The organism is Microbulbifer variabilis ATCC 700307 (assembly GCF_000380565.1).
Classification (GTDB): domain Bacteria; phylum Pseudomonadota; class Gammaproteobacteria; order Pseudomonadales; family Cellvibrionaceae; genus Microbulbifer; species Microbulbifer variabilis.
This window is the reverse complement of record NZ_AQYJ01000026.1, coordinates 129,852-146,566: the sequence shown is the minus strand read 5'-3', so window position 1 is coordinate 146,566 and position 16,715 is coordinate 129,852. Positions and strand designations below refer to the sequence as shown.

General features: G+C 48.4%; 13 protein-coding genes. 4 read left to right on the top strand and 9 right to left on the bottom strand.

Going from position 1 to position 16,715, the window contains the following annotated elements; translation table 11 throughout:
- Nucleotides 1-145: 145 nt before the first annotated feature.
- The 5 genes from G367_RS0111350 to G367_RS0111330 form a co-directional block, all read right to left on the bottom strand.
- Entirely contained in the window at nucleotides 146-2,365 is a 2,220-nt protein-coding gene (locus G367_RS0111350) for an ATP-dependent helicase (protein WP_020413251.1), read from the bottom strand.
- Between the two features lie 74 nt (nucleotides 2,366-2,439).
- Nucleotides 2,440-4,194, bottom strand: coding sequence for a SulP family inorganic anion transporter (locus tag G367_RS0111345; protein WP_020413250.1), 1,755 nt, complete (start codon nucleotides 4,192-4,194; stop codon nucleotides 2,440-2,442).
- A 75-nt stretch (nucleotides 4,195-4,269) separates the two neighbouring features.
- A complete protein-coding gene (locus G367_RS0111340) occupies nucleotides 4,270-4,707 on the bottom strand; it encodes a YeeE/YedE family protein (protein ID WP_026305078.1) in 438 nt (145 codons plus the stop codon).
- Nucleotides 4,708-4,715: 8 nt separating this feature from the next.
- A complete protein-coding gene (locus tag G367_RS0111335; protein ID WP_020413248.1) occupies nucleotides 4,716-5,147 on the bottom strand; it encodes a YeeE/YedE family protein in 432 nt (143 codons plus the stop codon).
- A gap of 4 nt (nucleotides 5,148-5,151) precedes the next feature.
- Nucleotides 5,152-5,466, bottom strand: coding sequence for an ArsR/SmtB family transcription factor (locus G367_RS0111330; protein ID WP_020413247.1), 315 nt, complete (start codon nucleotides 5,464-5,466; stop codon nucleotides 5,152-5,154).
- 98 nt (nucleotides 5,467-5,564) lie between these two features.
- On the opposite strand from G367_RS0111330, the gene G367_RS0111325 reads away from it, so the two are divergent.
- The 3 genes from G367_RS0111325 (at nucleotide 5,565) to G367_RS0111315 (ending at nucleotide 8,771) form a co-directional block, all read left to right on the top strand.
- Nucleotides 5,565-6,443 (top strand): MBL fold metallo-hydrolase, encoded by an 879-nt coding sequence (locus tag G367_RS0111325; RefSeq protein WP_020413246.1) that lies wholly within the window; start codon nucleotides 5,565-5,567, stop codon nucleotides 6,441-6,443.
- 53 nt (nucleotides 6,444-6,496) lie between these two features.
- Entirely contained in the window at nucleotides 6,497-6,910 is a 414-nt protein-coding gene (locus G367_RS0111320) for a protein tyrosine phosphatase family protein (RefSeq protein WP_020413245.1), read from the top strand.
- A 139-nt stretch (nucleotides 6,911-7,049) separates the two neighbouring features.
- Nucleotides 7,050-8,771: a SulP family inorganic anion transporter gene (locus G367_RS0111315; protein WP_020413244.1), complete on the top strand. Its 1,722-nt coding sequence runs from the start codon at nucleotides 7,050-7,052 to the stop codon at nucleotides 8,769-8,771.
- Between the two features lie 94 nt (nucleotides 8,772-8,865).
- On the opposite strand, the gene G367_RS26630 is transcribed toward G367_RS0111315, so the two are convergent.
- The 4 genes from G367_RS26630 to G367_RS0111290 form a co-directional block, all read right to left on the bottom strand.
- A complete protein-coding gene (locus tag G367_RS26630; protein WP_020413243.1) occupies nucleotides 8,866-11,058 on the bottom strand; it encodes a hypothetical protein in 2,193 nt (730 codons plus the stop codon).
- A 607-nt stretch (nucleotides 11,059-11,665) separates the two neighbouring features.
- Nucleotides 11,666-12,856, bottom strand: a complete 1,191-nt coding sequence (locus G367_RS0111305) for a trypsin-like peptidase domain-containing protein (protein ID WP_020413242.1) — start codon at nucleotides 12,854-12,856, stop codon at nucleotides 11,666-11,668.
- A 383-nt stretch (nucleotides 12,857-13,239) separates the two neighbouring features.
- Complete coding sequence (locus G367_RS0111300) at nucleotides 13,240-13,557, bottom strand: hypothetical protein (RefSeq protein WP_020413241.1); 318 nt, start codon at nucleotides 13,555-13,557, stop codon at nucleotides 13,240-13,242.
- A 1,225-nt stretch (nucleotides 13,558-14,782) separates the two neighbouring features.
- On the bottom strand, nucleotides 14,783-15,694 hold the full coding sequence (locus G367_RS0111290) for a LysR family transcriptional regulator (protein WP_020413240.1): 912 nt from the start codon (nucleotides 15,692-15,694) through the stop codon (nucleotides 14,783-14,785).
- Nucleotides 15,695-15,820: 126 nt separating this feature from the next.
- On the opposite strand from G367_RS0111290, the gene G367_RS0111285 reads away from it, so the two are divergent.
- Entirely contained in the window at nucleotides 15,821-16,663 is an 843-nt protein-coding gene (locus G367_RS0111285) for a type 1 glutamine amidotransferase domain-containing protein (RefSeq protein WP_020413239.1), read from the top strand.
- Nucleotides 16,664-16,715: the final 52 nt, after the last annotated feature.

The following is a 16,715-nucleotide window of genomic DNA, read 5'->3' as shown; positions in this document are numbered from 1 at the left end:
GATGCAAAAAAAATCCATTTTCGTTATCTGAATAAGATACTGATGGGTTTCCACCAGTGATAGGCATTTCACCGCTAAACCATTAAGTATCGATGCAAAACTATATCCCAGCCCCAGATATAAAGATTTTTCTTTATCGCATTTACTACATTAAATACTGAGCCAAAGTCTCCCAGTCAAAGCGCCGCGGTTTGCCGTCACTAAACAGTATTTCAATTCGCTGGTCTTCCCATTTCAGCACCCGTCCATGGCCGAGTTTGCGGTGGCGTAGGCCCTCGCCGGGTTCCGGTTTGCGTATGGGCGCACGTGGGGCGCTGATATTGGGGTTGTAATCACAGGCTTCCAGGTAGCGGAGGGCCTGGCGGGAGACAGGGATATCAGTATCTATCTGTTCAGGGCGTTGACGCAGTGAATCCGCCATCAACTTGCTCAGGGGAAGTTGCATTTCACTGATAAACAGTGAAGGCTGGGAGGCTTCGGGGTCTTTTTTATTGGCAGCCTCTGTCGGTGCCAGCAGAAATAGTTTTGACTTTGCCCGGGTTATGGCGACATACATCAGGCGGCGCTCACTCTCCAGGGAGGCGGGGGTGCTGAAATCCCGTTGGGGCTGGTAGGGCATATTGTGCTGGGTGAGAGTGGGAATAATTACCTGATCCCACTCCAGTCCCTTGGCCTGATGCATGGTTGTTATCTGGATGGCATCTGCCTCAGTTTGCTCTCCTTCGCGGTGTTGTCGCTGCAGCTCCTGAAGGTGGGCAAGGGCTTCTATGGGCGGCTGTTTGAGTGTGTCCAAATATTGGCAGAAGGCGAGGATGGTTTGCTGCCGCTCTTCTCCCTGCTGGCGGGTGAAGGCGTCGTCAGCAATTCCGCTGAGGAGTTCCAGTTCGCCGATATGTCTTCGCAGCAGCTCACCGGCATGGCCGCGCCAGTTTTCAATTTGGGTCAGCAGATCTGCGCGCTGGCGCAGGCGTTTGGTTTGTGGCTTGCTCAGGTCTTGCGGCAGCAGGTGAACCAGCTGCTTGCCCCAGCCCTTATCCAGGGCGGCGAGGGAGTAGCAAATGGGCTCCAGTACTTTGCGAGGAATACGCACATGGGGCGCAGTTAGCCACTCGTAAAGCCCCTGTTGACGCCGTTTGGCGGGCAGCTCGGCAAATCGGCCTGAGGCAATATTCAAACTCCAAAAAAGTGGCCTTAATTCGCGGCGTGATAGCACCGTATTGCGGCTGGCAGATTTGTACGGAATATTGTTGGCCAACAATGCCAGTTCAATGGGAGCCGCAATAGACCAGAGGCGAACTAGCACGGCGATATCATTGAGTGGCTGCCCATGCTTTTGGCAGCGGCGCAAATGCTCTACCAGCCAGCGGCCTTCTTTATCGGTTCTTACCAGTTCGATTTCTGTATGCCGGTCTTCATCGGCGGAAACACAGAATATATCGGCGCGGTCGCGATTATTTTCGATAAAGTGATTGGCCGCCAGGGATAGCTGGTGGCCGTAACGGAAGGTGCGGCTCAGGTGATAAATATTTGAGGGCGGAAAGTCGCCATCAAAAAATGTGAGCAGGAAATCTGGCTTGGAGCCGCGCCATTCATAAATAGTCTGGTCCGGGTCGCCAATGGCAATTACGTTGCCGGATTTTCCGTAGAGTACGCGCAATAAAAAGTGCTGTATTTCGTTGATATCCTGGTACTCATCCACCAGGATATCCTCATAATAGCTGCCGTATTGTTCGGCCATCTGCTCATCGAGGCTGAGCAGCATGGCGGGATCGTAAATCAGGTCGGCGTAAGTAACAGCATTTTGGCTACGGCGCCAGGTTTCGAAGGTACGAAACACCTGCAGGAAATACATGTACTCATCGCCGAGTTTCAGCTCCTGAAATGCGCTGAGGTCCCCGGATAGAATGGTCTTGGTGTAGTCAATAAAAAATTCTGCAGCTTCGATCTCCGATTGCTTACGCGCACGGATTTCCTCCAGCTCGTGGGTGGGGGCACATTCCTCAATCGCCTTCCAGATCTGCAGTTGAACAGTGGATTGGGGGAGAGGGGTGAGATTGGCCGCAGCAATATGATCATTGGCGATCATGCGTTGGTATAAGCGGTAGCCCATACTATGGAAAGTGTGTACCGAGGGAATAGGTCCATCCGCAAGGTGCCGCATACGGCGATCGAAATCTTCCCGCGCACTACGGTTATACATCAATACCAGCAGTCGCTCAGGAGAAATACCGGCATCCAGACGGTTTTTCACATAGTGCAGCAGGGCAGTGGTTTTGCCAGAGCCGGCAACGGCAATAATTTTGGCATGACCACCGGCGTGATCTGCAATTGCCTGTTGCTCAGTGGTGAGAGTATTGCCGCCCATCGTGTGCTTCGCCCAAATACTGGATATTTTGCCAGTGTAGGGCCGGCGCTTACAAGTTTATGGGGGATTTCGGTTCAGGCAGGATCAGCGGGAGGGTTGGGCCCGGCAGCTTGATTGTCGTCATCGATCTTATGGTGGCGCAGGGCCAATTCAGCAATATAAGAGGACAGGAACACCCTGCCGCTCAACTCCTGCAATAGCTTGGAGCGCCCCAGTCGGTCCAGTACTGGCCCTTTCACTTCTGCCAGGTGCAGGCAGATATTACGCTCCAGCAGGTCGCGATTGATTTGTTGCAGACGCTCGATGGCAGTGCTGTCAATACGGTTGACCGAAGAGAGAATCAGCACCAGGTCGTGCAGGTTGGGGTGGCGCTTGACCTCCACCAACAGACGCTCTTCGACTGCACTGATATTGCTGAAGAACAGGTTCTCATCGATGCGCAGGAAGAGGATATCCGGCAGGGTTTTCACTGTGTGGCGTAGCACATTGCGAAACTGCTCAGTGCCGGGAACCCGTCCCACCACGGCAATATGAGGCCGGCTTGTGCGCCAGATCAGGGTAGCGAAAGAGAGTCCTACACCCAGGCCAATCCCGGCCTCCACCCCAAACAAGAGTACCCCCAAGAAAGTACCGCCCATGGCAAGGCCGTCGGTGCGGTCGTAGCGCCAGTGGTGGGCCATTGCGCGGACATCTATCAGGTTTGCCGCCGCCACTATTATTGTGGCGGCCAGTACGCAGATCGGCAGTTCGGTAAAAACCTTGGTGGCATACAGCAATACCAGTGCGATCACTATCGCTGCAATAATCCCGCTGAGCGGGGTTTTCGCGCCGGCTTCATCATTAACGGCAGTACGTGCAAAACTGCCGGTTACTGCAAAGCCCCCGGAAAAAGCGCTGAAAAGATTCGAAGTGCCCAGGCCGCGCAACTCGGCGTTGGGGTTGAGTTTTTCTCCCCGGCGCAGGGCGATACTGTGGGCTACTGAGAGGCTCTCGACAAAACCGAGCAGGGCAATAATCAATGCCGGCAACAGTAGCTCGTAAACCATGCCCAGATTAAAAGAGGGCACCTTTAGGGCCGGTAAGCCCGCGGGAATCACGCCAACCACCGGCAGCTCTTTTTCCCAATGAAAGATGGTGGTGAGCAGGACCGATATCAGGACGATCAGCATAGGTGCCAGTCGCGAGAGCAGTTTTGCCCGCGGTGGGCTGGCCCCCATTTTGCGCAACAGAAATGGCAATCCCAGGCGCGCTGCAATCAGGCTGGCCAGGGCCACAATTCCCAGCAAGGCGGCTTCCGGATCTGTCATAGGGGAATTACTGAGAGTGCTTACCAGAATCTCCAGAGCGGTGTGCCCCTCACCCTGAATACCCAGCAGCGGTGCAATCTGCCCCACCATAATCAATATTGCTGCGCCGGAGACAAAGCCATCCACCACCGGCAGGCTCAATAAATTGGACAGGCTGCCAAGGCCCAGTAATCCCATTGTTAGCAAAATGATCCCGCTGAGCAGGGCCAGGAGGATGGCGCCGTTTATATATTCCTCGCTACCTGGGGTGGCGATGGGGGTGAGGGCTGAGGCAGTCATCAGAGCCAGAACGGCTACCGGACCGACGGACAGTACAGAGCTTGAGCCAAATATTGCGTAGCCAACCAGGGGTAGTAGCCCAGCATAAAGGCCCAGGTAAGGCGGTAGGCCGGCAAGTGCTGCATAGGCCAGCGCCTGGGGTATCAGCATCATGCTGGCCAGGAGCGCGCCCACGGCATCGCCTACCAGCCACTTGGGCTGGTAGCGCTTTAACCAGGGTGGGATAAGGTGGTGAGCTCGCATTCCCTTGCCTGCTGAAGATTGGCCTGCTTCAACAAGATAGTTGGCTTGTGCCGCGCTAGTGGTTAAAGCGCGGGGTTAGCTCTGGGCTGCGACAGTTTTACGGGCGCCGAACTGGAAAATACCCATGCCGGTGAGCATTGCCAGCGTAAAAACCAGGGCCTTTTCCTGGCCGGCACCTGTGGCCACAATCGCTGGGCCAGGGCAAAAGCCCGCCAACCCCCAGCCCACGCCAAACAGCAGGCCGCCGATTATCAGGGGGCGATCAATATCGGCACTGGTAGGTAGCTGCAGGGGCTCTTTAAGGAGAGAACGGCTGCGTCCCTTTACTAGCTGAAAGGCTGGCAGCCCAACGGTAATTGCACCGATCATCACCAGCGCCAGGGATGGGTCCCAGGCACCGGCCAGGTCTAAGAATCCCAGTACTTTCTCCGGGTTTGCCATGCCTGAGAGCATCAGGCCCAGTCCAAAAGTCAATCCGGCCATTAGTGCGATTATTCTGGATTTCACTGTCATTCCCTCCATCAGGCTGCCAGTAAGTGGCGCAAAACATATACGGTGGCAAAGCCCGCACCCATAAACACCAGCGTGGCAACCAGTGAGCGAAGAGACAGGCGGGACAGCCCGCAAACACCGTGGCCGCTGGTGCAGCCGGAGCCATAGCGGGTGCCAAACCCCACTAACAGTCCGGCGACAATCAGGGTTGAGTAACCCGCATCAATTTTTATTGGGGGTAGGGCAGAAAAAAGTTGCCAGGAGAGGGGGGCGATTAGTATCCCGGCAATAAATGCCAAACGCCAACCAATACCTGTCCCCCTTTCCAATAGGCCGCCAATAATTCCAGAAATACCGGCAATGCGACCATTGAAAAGCAGTAAAAGGGCGCTTGCGAGCCCAATGAGTGCACCGCCAGCGAAAGCGGTAGTGGGGGTAAAGGCCGTCCAATCGATAGTCATGGGTCTACTCCGCGCAATAAAGTTGGTATAGGGTTTGCAGTAGGGTGAGAACTCGCTGGTCAGCTACCCGGTAATACACGTGTTTGCCCTCGCGGCGGGTGGCCACCAGCCCTTCGCGGCGCAAAATACCCAGCTGTTGGGACAGGCTGGGTTGGCGAATTCCCAGCCTTTCTTCAAGTTCGCCTACATTTAGTTCTTCCTGGCTCAGCTGGCAGAGCAGGATCAGGCGGTCCTGATTGGCCAGCGAACGCAGCATGGACGCAGCCTGGCCGGCGGATTCGCGCATCTTGTCGAAGTCGAGATTATTGGGGTCTGGCATAGCGCTGAGCCTGTGAACAATTTACAAAATAACAATATATTGTTTTATATATTATCAGAATGTATATTGATAGCATAGTGAGTGCTGGAGGGCATGAAATGCACCAAGAGAAGCAAGTCGCTCAGGTAAAGCCGTTCCTTGATCGGGACACAGAAACCTGGAGCTATGTGGTATACGACAAGGAGGGGGGCTCCGCCGCAGTGGTGGATGCTGTGCTCAACTTTGATGTTGCCTCCGGGCGAACCGGTAGCCAGGGGGCAGAAGAGATAGTGTCGTTTATTCGCGATAAGCGGCTGACCCTGGAATGGATATTGGAAACCCACGCCCATGCGGATCACCTTTCAGCGGCCCCCTTTCTGCGGGAGCAGCTGGGTGGGCGTATCGCTATCGGTGACCAGATTTGCCAGGTGCAGAAAATCTTTCGCGATGTCTTTAACCTGGAACGGGAGTTCCTCGCAGACGGCAGCCAGTTTGATCATCTCTTTAAAGATGATGACACCTTTAAGGTGGGAGCGCTGGAAGCGCGAGTGATGTACAGCCCTGGGCACACCCCGGCAGATATGGTTTGGTTAATCGGGGACGCCCTGTTTGTGGGAGATACCCTGTTTATGCCGGATGTGGGCAGCGCCCGCTGCGATTTTCCCGGCGGTGATGCCACACAGTTATATCAGTCTGCACGCAAGATATTGTCCCTGCCAGAAGAAACCCGCATGTTTATGTGCCATGACTATCCACCTAAAGGCAAGCGGGATTACCAGTTTGAAACCAGCGTAGGGATTCAGCGCCGGGAAAATATCCACTTGCGCGATGGTGTCAGCGAAGAAGAGTTTGTAGAAATTCGCAAAAAGCGCGATGCCAGCCTGAATATGCCGAAGCTGATTATCCCCTCTGTGCAGGTAAATATCCGCGCGGGACAAATGCCTCCGGCAGAATCCAATGGTACTGTCTATTTAAAGGTTCCGCTAAATCAGCTTTAGTTATTTGTTAAAGTGTCCCCAGAGGATTGGATTAAATCAATTTTGAGGCGAACATGAACATTAAAAAACTGGATGACCAGGTCAGCGTTTCCGAACATATTACCTGTGACGCTTTGGCACCCTTGGCGCAGAATGGTATACAGGTTGTGGTTTGTAACTGCCCGGAAGGGGAGAGTGAAGCGCATCCCAGCTATGCCGATATGAAGCTTGCAGCGGAAGAAGCTGGAATTAAGTTTGTGGCAATTCCCTTTACCCGTGGGCGTATGATGCGAGAGCACTGCGAGGCCTTTCGCAATGTGCTGCAAGAGGGAAGTAAAGTGCATGCATTTTGCCGAACCGGAAACCGCTCCAGCCAGGTTTGGGCGGGGGCCAAAATCCTGATGGGTGCAGATAAAAAGCAACTGCACTCCCAGGCTCAAGGGGCGGGTTTTGATATTAGTGCAGTACTGGTCACAATCGAACCTTAATCTCATATATTTTTCAGCAGTCAATTCTGGCTGCTGGTGATTAACTATTCTCTATGGCGGTACAACCTGGTGCCGTCTCTAATCTTTCTTGAGTCCTGCGTATAAGGGGGCCGTGGATAGAGAAAAATGTGAGCAGTAAATGATGGCCAAGCAGCAGTTTTCCAGATGGTTTCCTATTCTCAACACCCTTACTTTTTATGATCGGGACACCCTCATTCGGGATCTTTTGGCTGCAGCAATTGTTACAGTACTGTTGATTCCACAGTCTCTTGCTTACGCTCTACTCGCCGGTTTGCCAGCTGAAGTAGGGCTCTATGCCAGTATGGTGCCCCTTATCGTCTACGGTGTTTTTGGCACTAGCAATACTCTGTCGGTGGGGCCGGTTGCTGTGGTTTCCCTGATGAGTGCTGCCGCATTAGGAGAAGTTACAGCGTCAGGTGCTGTGGACTACCTGAGTGCCGCTGCCGCTCTTGCGCTTTTATCTGGGGCTATCCTCGCAGTACTGGGTGCTTTGCGTCTTGGCATGCTCGCTAACTTTCTCTCCCACCCAGTGATATCTGGTTTTATCACTGCCTCTGCCTTATTGATAGCACTTAGCCAGTTGCGGCATCTGCTGGGTATATCTGCCAGTGGTGATACTGCGCCCGAATTGCTTGTCTCCCTATGGGAAAATTTAAGTGCAGTTAATAACCTGGCTTTAATAACCGGCTTGGGAGTCGTGCTGTTTCTATATTGGGCTCGAGCTTATGGGGCAACACTGCTGAAAACCTTTGGTTTATCATCGGGCACTGCCGAACTCCTATCTAAAGCTGCTCCAGTATTGGGGGTGTTGGCAACGATTGGTTTGTCATTTTGGATGGACTTTGAAGTGCGGCAAGTAGCCTTGGTAGGTCTTATTCCTGCAGGTTTACCATCGCTGACCGTGCCCAAAATATCGTTGCCGTTACTTGAGACTTTACTGGTGCCGGCATTAATGATCGCCATTATTGGCTATGTGGAGTCTGTATCTGTTGCCAAAACCCTAGCGGCTAAGCGCAGGCAGAGAATTGATACCAATCAGGAATTGGTTGCCCTGGGTATGGCCAATGTGGGGGCTGGTCTCTCTGGCGGATTTCCTGTGAGTGGAGGCTTCTCCCGCTCTGTGGTGAATGACGCAGCTGGTGCGCAAACGCAATTCGCCAGCATCTTTACCGCGGTGGGCATTGCCCTGGCCGCACTCTTCTTAACCCCGTTTCTTTACTATCTCCCCAAAACCACTCTGGCTGCTACGATTATTGTTGCAGTTCTCTCGCTGGTGGATTTTTCTATCCTGCGGAAAACCTGGCATTTTGCTAAGGCGGACTTTCTAGCAGTAACCCTGACTATCGCCGTTACACTGCTGTTTGGAGTAGAGCCCGGCGTTGCCTGCGGGGTAGGTGCTTCGCTGCTGTTATTTATTTATCGAGCCTCCAAGCCGCATATTGCGGAAGTTGGATTGGTGGAGGGGACGGAGCACTTCCGCAATATTCATAGGCACCAGGTAAAAACTGTTCCTGAGATTCTTAGCTTCCGTGTAGATGGGCGGTTGATCTTCTCTAATATTGGCGTTTTAGAAGAGCGTATCTATGCAGGCCTCGCCAGTAATCCTCAAGTGAAGCATGTGATATTGATGTGTAGTGCGGTGAATGAAATAGATTGGAGTGCCTTGGAGGTATTGGAGTCTATCAATGGCAATCTATTGGATAGAGACATTCAACTGCATCTGTCGGAAGTTAAGGGGCCAGTGATGGATTGCCTGGAGAGGAGTAGTTTTCTGCAGAAGTTATCTGGAGATGTATTCTTGAGTCAGTACCAAGCATTTTCTTCTGTTGTAGAATATTAACCTTAACTATTCGTAATCCACTTAGATGTTTTTATTAAAAATGGAGAGCGAGGCTCTCCATTTTTAAGTTGTTAGTGGTTTCTCTATGGCTGAATTAATTAATGCTGTTTGAGTGGTAAATCATCGCTTGCCAAACATTTTGCTTGCCGCCACCGTAGTTGTCATAGGTAGGGTTCTTGATGTATGACCAGGCTACTTTACCGTTACCAAGGAAAATGGGTTCATCTAGGCCACCCCAACCATATTTAGTCAGTTTTACTGGCCCTTCTAACACATTCAGGTCTGCGTCAATCTCCATAACATAATAGGCTTTAGGGACCAGCATACGCATTGCGCCATTCTTAGCTGAACTTCGGTTATATGACAAGTTGTCGGAGATACACTGAAATTGTGCGTAGCCAAACAGGTAGCGACCATTTTTCAAATCGATAAGTTGAGGGTCACTGATTTGACAGTCGGGCTCCTCTACCAGCCATTTGAAGCCTTGCCCCTCGATACTGCCGTTACCATCGACTTTGGCGATGCCAATACGGGTTAAAGAAGAGGCGTCCAAGGCATCGCCTCCGCGTAGGCCCTGTCTGGAGATGGTTGGGTTGGCGCTGCTTGACATATATGAGAAGAAGCAATTTGTACTATCTGAACATTGCTCATCAAAGGGGCCTCCACTACTTGTATCAATGCCGTATTTGCTTTGAAGGAAGCTATTCATTTCCTCGTCATCGATATACTTGGGGGAGACGATAAGCGATAGATTTGTATCTTCATCAACCGGAACTACCGTGTGCCCACCTCCATTGGAGAAGAATGCATTGTCGGACGGGACCAGGTAATTGTAATTTCCTTCAAATCTACTGGTTGAGGAAGTATCCTCCATTTTGATAGCAATAGTGTTTAACCCGCGAGACTGATTATATTTGCCGCCATCGCTGGTACAAATTGCTCCATATTTTTCATTGTCTGGGTTATAGAAAGCCCGGATATTTAATACATGGCCATAGCCACAAAGCCAATACCAACCCCTATTATTGCTGCCACTCATGTTTAGGGACCAGTTATCCCGATCAATGACGGTCATTCCTGCAGAATAGTGGGAGCCACCATAGCTGCCGTCAAAAACTCGCGCTGTCACGGAGAACGCATAGCTGGTACGGCCTTGGCTATCATTATCCACATAGATAAGCTCCTGGGCTCCGGCATGGCCACCACCGTGCATCTTGTTTACAACATAGGCTGCGGGCTTTTCACTGAGCGGTTGATTGTCCCACTCCATTAGCCAGATCTGGTCGTTATATTTATAGCCTCTCTCACGAATGTACTCGACCATCGCGTTATAGTCGGCTTCAGAGAGCTGATCGACGATATAAGCCATCTCCTCTTGCATCTCATTTCCTTTAATTGTCTTAAAGGATGGAGAATCACCAAAATCGGTCTCAGGGAAATTGGCTTTAAGCCCGGGGAGGAAGTCCTCAAATGTTAGGGTTGGATGATCAGTAAAGTAGCCGATGTACTGACTATGATTGGTTGATATCATCAGGCCGATGTCCCTTTCAATACGGGCATCAATAGGGCTGATATTGTCCTCCATTTTCATCCAATCGCTGCCGTATTGCTCTACCAAGTCACCCTGAACCTCATAACGCTTGTTTGCCTGGTATTCAGTGTTGCACAAGACCGCAACCCGGGAGCAATCTGAGCTGGCCGCAATTCCATGCGACTCGTAGCATTGTTTTAGTATCGTTGTGTTACCGGTTTGATCGAAGCTTGAAGTCTCTGGGTTATATTGCAGCTCATAAACAGTGCCATAAGTGACTTCATCATCTCCACTACCCTCGCTTAGGGTCTTGGAAACAAATATCCGAGGTTTATCAGTGTCAGTTGCGCAGGCAGCCGTGTAAGTTCGCATGGGGACCGACTTTAGGGTGTCGTCCTGGGTGCTGTCTGTCCTGGCAATATAGTGTGGGAGCCCGTGAACCTCTTGAGCATTGGGTTGGCCATTCGGTAGGGTGATATCCCGAGAAGTAATTCGGGCAAATCCCAAGTCTGCAGTTTCAATATCGCCAACAGTCACTGTGCCGGGTTCATTGTCTGGAAGTGGTGTAGTGCTACCTGATCCGCTGCCGCCCGTACCACTGCCACCTGTGCTACCTCCGGAGCCCTGGCCACTACCATCTCCCCCTGTGGATGGGGATGGATCGGAATCCGAAGAGGAGCCCCCACCGCCACCGCATGAAGCCAATACGACAGTAAGTGTCAGTGCCAAAATTTTCTTGCTAAATAGCTTATCCATAGTCTGCTCAAAGATACATTATTTAAATCGAATGCAATGTGGGAACTTGTGGACCACTTCACAATGTTGAAAAGGCAAAATTGGGGGACCATTCTAGTTCCCTCTATTTACTTTTCTGTGCAGTACTTAATATATCTTCTACTGGGTCACTATATTGAAAGGAAATCTGGTACAGGCCCTCTTCTTGATCAGTTGGAGAAGTTTTAAGTGGAATCACTAGAAGTTTTGTCGAAGGCTGAATGGAGAGTAAGAGTACCTATTGGTCAATGCCAGTGTCTGATTTTTATCAATAAGTGCGACTAACTTTTTGACGAGGTCTCGCAGTGGTAAAAGCTCGGTATCTTAGTTCATTTTAGAGTAACTTCGATTGCGATTGGCAAAAGGAATATATGTATGTCAGGTAAAATCTACCTGTTTATGAATAGACGATGTGTGCTTGATGCCCACAAATTTATTTGTCAAATGCTTCAATGATTTATGATTCAAGTGTCTTACAAGGTTTGGGTATTACACTTCATAACTGACAGCAAGTTTTGGATTTTTTGCTAGACAGCTTTTGCTCACCAATGCCAGTGGGCTAATTACTGGCATTGGCAGGCTCTTTTTCTTAATTTAATAGAAGACTGACTATTGGTATTAAAATAGCTGCAAATTTGGTTTGCGGATTGGATGATGGATCATTTGGATCAGTACCCTCTTCATACTCCTGAAGGTTGGTATATCCATCATTATCTGGATCATACCATGCGTCATTTACAGATAATGGATTAAGGCCATTGTCATATTCCCATTTATCATCAATTCCATCACCGTCTGTATCAGTCAGGTTTACATTCGTACCGATTTGACGCTCATGCCAATTGGACAAGCCATCATTATCGTTATCAATACGAATAGCTACCTCTGTAGATACCAATTCAATATCGGAATTTAAAACGCCGTGATTGGCACCGCCCGTTGACGTACAACCTGCATTGGTATGTACACCAATCAGGTGACCGGAATCATCTAACACGCCGGAGCCGGAGCTCCCTCCTGTTGTGTCCAAGTTTGCGTAGCGCATATAGCCGACCAAGCCGCCACTCGACTCTACGCCGTCATATTGGCCGGCGTCAACTACCTTTGGAATTCCTGCGGGATGTTGGATAATTGTTAATTGGTCATTCAGATTTGGAATATCGGCAGATAACGAGGCAGATGGAAATTGAGAGTTAGGGTTGCCTGCTAGCTGGACTACTGCATAGTCTAAGCCACCGTGCCTATATTCTACCAAGTCAACAATGTCAAACGATACTATGGATCTCAATGTGCCATTTGCATCATATTGATAATTAAATTCAACATGCATATTTGTAGCATGTTGTGCGGATGTAATTGTCCGCCCTGTGGTATTGTCAATAGGAGCATCCCATCCGCGCCCGTCATTGGTTTGCTGATCGAAACAGTGCCCGGCGGTTAAAAACAAATTGTTGGTTAGTAATGTACCCGTACACCACCTAACGTCATTGACATTTCCTGGGTTGTTATATAGCGCATTAAGGTTATTGTTCCATCGAATATGTCCGACAGCACCTTGATGCGTGTTAACGAAGTCTATGGTTGGCCCAAGCGTTCCGTTATAGCTCTCAACATCTTGCCAGTCAGTAGTGGGTCCACAAATAGATTCAGTGATAACTGCATCTGGAGGAGGGGGGATTTCATTCATCATTGATGAATGGCTGTCTTCGGCAAATGAGAATGATCCCGCGGTGACCAGCGCACCGAAAGAGACTATCCCTAGTATTGCATTTATATTCATTATTGCTTCCCTATCGTTTATGTATTCGCAAATGCGAAGCTAGTCGCCGCCCAACATTGGTTCCACTGAGTAGATATATTTACAATTTAACCCGGGCATTGTGCCGGAAGATTCCAGGTAACTATTGGCAATGCATATCCTATAATCAAGGATACCTTCCCCTTTTCTGTAAATGCGCCAATATGAAAGGCAACTTTTGGATAGAATTTTGTGGTTTGCACCAATCTAATTTAGTGATTGATGCTTCACAATGGTTCTGCTGATTTCAATATTCAGCAAGAGTTTGGTGAAGCATTCTTCACCAAACCCTAAAGTTCCAGAAGCATCTTGGTTACTTACTAAAGCTGTTCTGGCAGTTGGTGGTACCAAAATTAAGGTGCTCCCTAATAGTCCTGGTACACATATCTAATATACTGATGGTTTTCCGGGTCACATGATGGAACCCCAAGCTTAACGCTCTTTCCAGTAGTGGCCGCATTTAATAGCATGGCATACCAAGCTTTCGCCGTTTCCGGTTGAGAGTCCAAGCTGAAACGCCAATAGGTATTTCCTACGGTACTCTCTAATTTACAGGCATCATCTTTTAATCGGAAGTTGACGATGTTGTCATGAACATAGATTCTAGCTACTGGACCAACTACAGCATCAGCTTGAACATTCGCAGCTAAAGCTGCAAGACCCAATAATAGGAATTTTTTCATTTTTAAGTGGCTCCTAGCCAAGGTTTTGTGTGAGTGTCCTTCAAGATAAATTGTACCAAATACCTTGATATCCTTTTGCCTCTACAACAGGAAAGCCTGTGTGAGCTTATTGAGTTGGGTGTGAAGTTATCTGCACAACTCAACGTAAGGAAATTAATTTTTATTTCAGTATTGGTAGCGCCACTGATGGTATATTTGTAAATATCAATGCGTCAATAGGTTTAATGCTATTTTTTGCGGAGTGTACGTTTTGTGGTTTTTGTAATTTGATGTAATTTGCCGTTTTATTGGTGATAGTAGTTTTTAGATGATTAATGGTGTTGAGTTTCTATTTGTATAATTTGAATCTGGTCGTTAGTTTTAAGGTGAGTTGAATTAATAGAGGGATAAGTGGTGTATATTTTTAGCGTAATTTGTTGGCGGTGAATTCAGGACACCTAAAAATTGGAGATAGGTACTAATAAGGTTGTTGGTACCAGTACAGTATCGGCAGATATTTATTATCAATTTAGGGCTAATCGGCAGTGAAAAACTGAAAGGTATACTTGGGGTTCGAACCTCGTGGTTTTGGGTAATTGAAGTCGGATTATGTATCCTGGACTCAATTTACTCGCGACGATACTCATCGTTAATGCTAAATTCCATATCTGTATCACACAGGAATTCCCATTTTGCATAGCGAGAGGTGCAATGATAATAGGGTATCGTGCTCAAAGAGATCTGAGCGCTACGAGGCAAAGGCATTAATTATATAAATGTGTATATTTGTGCAGCATTTGATTTTGCAGTCTATGCTGTGTCAATATTTATGGCGCTTATAGCTACGAGTTTTGTGGGTGCTCCGAATCTATGCACAAGGTCAAATTAATGAAAATTGTGGTGGTAGTAGTGTTACTGATAATCAGTATCACCTATTTTACTAGACCGGAAAAAGCAAGTGAGTTACTTGCTGAATACTGTCGAGGTTCCTATCCGGATATGTCATTAGAGAAGTGTAGACAGCAAATAAGGACCCCTAAAATCAGGTGTGATGTTCTGAAAGGTACCCTGGAGAAAGATGATGTGTGCGTAAGGTGGGGGCCGCCAAAAGGTTCTCGGCGGGCTCTTGATAACGATATTAATTTATAAATAAATATTTTAGAGGTTTCACTGATTGTAGCCATACGTGATAAATTTCGATACCTGATGTATTTAATAAAGTAGTTCAAACCAAACTCATTTAAAACTAGTACTCAATACGAGCAACTTTCGCAATCTTTTCCCTTAGCCATTTATTTGCCGGATCATCCTTATTTTTTAAGCTCCAATAGGCTTTCATAGAGTATTGGGGAAGGCTGACCGGTGGAGTAAAATGCACAATATTGAATTTTCCGGCAATAGACTGGATAAATTTTCTTGGCGCGGTGAGGATTCCATCACTACATTCTACAATGTAGGGCGCACTGGAAAAATTTGCTACTTTAAATTGAACATTTCTGGACAAGCCAATTTCTTCTAGTGCCTTGTCAACCGTTCCGCGATTATCTCTCCCTGTGCCTGCCATAATATGCGGATATCGACAAAAATTATGAATATTTTTTTTGTCTTTCAAAAATGGATGCTCATTTCGTACCGCGGATACGAAATCATCTTTATACAAAGTTTTTACCACCAGGCTTGGATGATTTGATTCCATAACACTGATAGAGAGATCCGCTTCACCGCTCTCAATTTGGTTGGCGATCCTGTGCTTATCTAACTTTATAAAAATAATCTGGATTCTCGGGGCGTCTTTTTGAAGTGATGCTATTAGAGGGGGAGCGATACTCTGCTCCACCAGGTCGCTCGTTGCGATATAAAAAGTGTGCTGGGTACTTGCAGGGTTGAATTCTTCTTGATTTAAAATATTCCGCTCAAAGTCATTTAACCAGCGATTTAGCGGTGTTTGTAGGGACTCAGCTCTTGGAGTCAGCACCAGTTGATTACCCTGTCTTATGACCAATGAGTCATTAAAGCTATGGCGGAGTTTCTTCAGCGTATGGCTTACCGCAGATTGCGTTAGCCCTGCACGCTCGCCTGCTCGGGTTAGATTTCGGGTCTCAAAAATAATCTGCAGGAGCCTAAGTTGGCTTAGCTCAATGTCCGAAATATTGCTCATTCTAACCGGTCTCGGCTATTAGTTATGTTCATAGCTATATTAAATTAATTAATTTCATTAATAAACCCTAAGGTCCTATTCTGCCGCCACTTCAATTGTTTCAACCCCAATTTCGAGGAAGTGATTATGAGCTTGAAGAAACTGCTTGCGATGGCAGCATTGCTGGTGAGCCCACTGGCGATGGCAGACAACGTTCTGGTTGTGATGTCAGACGTATCGAAAATGAAGCTGAAGGGTGGCAGTGACTACAAAACGGGCTTCTATTTGAATGAGCTTATGGAACCGGTCAAATTGATGATGGAAGCTGGTCACACAATAACATTTGCCACCCCGATGGGGCTGGCGCCGACACTGGATCCGGTTTCGGATGCGCCTGACCATTTCTTGGATACCAGTCAAGAAAACTACAATGCCCATAGAGCTTTATTCAACCAGCTTATGCTGACTGACAAAGATCACAGTCCAGTAGTCAGCTTTGCGCGTATAGAGCAAATCGGGATAGAGAATTTTGATGCGCTGTTTGTGCCGGGAGGTCATGCACCTTTAGGTGACTTGGTATCCAATGATCAACTGGGTAGCTTCTTACGACATTTTAACGCCGAGTCCAAGCCTACCGGTTTAGTGTGTCACGGCCCAGTTGCGCTGCTGTCCGCATTGCCAAACAGCTCGGAATTTGAAAACCAAATGAAAGCCGGTAAGAAAGCTAAAGCTGCCAAAGGGTGGGTGTATGACGGCTACAAAATGACCTCTTTTAGTAACTCAGAAGAAGCTGTGGCTACTCAATACTACCTGGGTGGTGATGAGCTGTTCTACTGGCCTCAAAATGCACTCACCAATGCGGGCGGTAATTATTCCCGTAGCAAAGAAGATTGGCAGCCGCATGTAGTTGTTGATCGTGAACTGGTAACAGGCCAGAACAACAAATCCTCCATTGCTGTTGCTCAAGAACTTCTAAAATTGATGAAATAGTAGTCTATTTTAGTAACAGGCTTCTTCAGGCAAAGCTTCAATAAGAATCTCA

What these genes read in the sequence shown, in the direction of transcription:
- G367_RS0111350 (WP_020413251.1), bottom strand. Translation starts at nt 2,365, where the DNA reads ATGGGCGGCAATACTCTCACCACTGAGCAACAGGCAATTGCAGATCAC.
- G367_RS0111315 (WP_020413244.1), top strand. Translation starts at nt 7,050, where the DNA reads ATGATGGCCAAGCAGCAGTTTTCCAGATGGTTTCCTATTCTCAACACC.
- G367_RS0111340 (WP_026305078.1), bottom strand. Translation starts at nt 4,707, where the DNA reads ATGACAGTGAAATCCAGAATAATCGCACTAATGGCCGGATTGACTTTT.
- G367_RS0111345 (WP_020413250.1), bottom strand. Translation starts at nt 4,194, where the DNA reads ATGCGAGCTCACCACCTTATCCCACCCTGGTTAAAGCGCTACCAGCCC.
- G367_RS0111320 (WP_020413245.1), top strand. Translation starts at nt 6,497, where the DNA reads ATGAACATTAAAAAACTGGATGACCAGGTCAGCGTTTCCGAACATATT.
- G367_RS0111285 (WP_020413239.1), top strand. Translation starts at nt 15,821, where the DNA reads ATGAGCTTGAAGAAACTGCTTGCGATGGCAGCATTGCTGGTGAGCCCA.
- G367_RS26630 (WP_020413243.1), bottom strand. Translation starts at nt 11,058, where the DNA reads ATGGATAAGCTATTTAGCAAGAAAATTTTGGCACTGACACTTACTGTC.
- G367_RS0111335 (WP_020413248.1), bottom strand. Translation starts at nt 5,147, where the DNA reads ATGACTATCGATTGGACGGCCTTTACCCCCACTACCGCTTTCGCTGGC.
- G367_RS0111305 (WP_020413242.1), bottom strand. Translation starts at nt 12,856, where the DNA reads ATGAATATAAATGCAATACTAGGGATAGTCTCTTTCGGTGCGCTGGTC.
- G367_RS0111290 (WP_020413240.1), bottom strand. Translation starts at nt 15,694, where the DNA reads ATGAGCAATATTTCGGACATTGAGCTAAGCCAACTTAGGCTCCTGCAG.
- G367_RS0111330 (WP_020413247.1), bottom strand. Translation starts at nt 5,466, where the DNA reads ATGCCAGACCCCAATAATCTCGACTTCGACAAGATGCGCGAATCCGCC.
- G367_RS0111325 (WP_020413246.1), top strand. Translation starts at nt 5,565, where the DNA reads ATGCACCAAGAGAAGCAAGTCGCTCAGGTAAAGCCGTTCCTTGATCGG.
- G367_RS0111300 (WP_020413241.1), bottom strand. Translation starts at nt 13,557, where the DNA reads ATGAAAAAATTCCTATTATTGGGTCTTGCAGCTTTAGCTGCGAATGTT.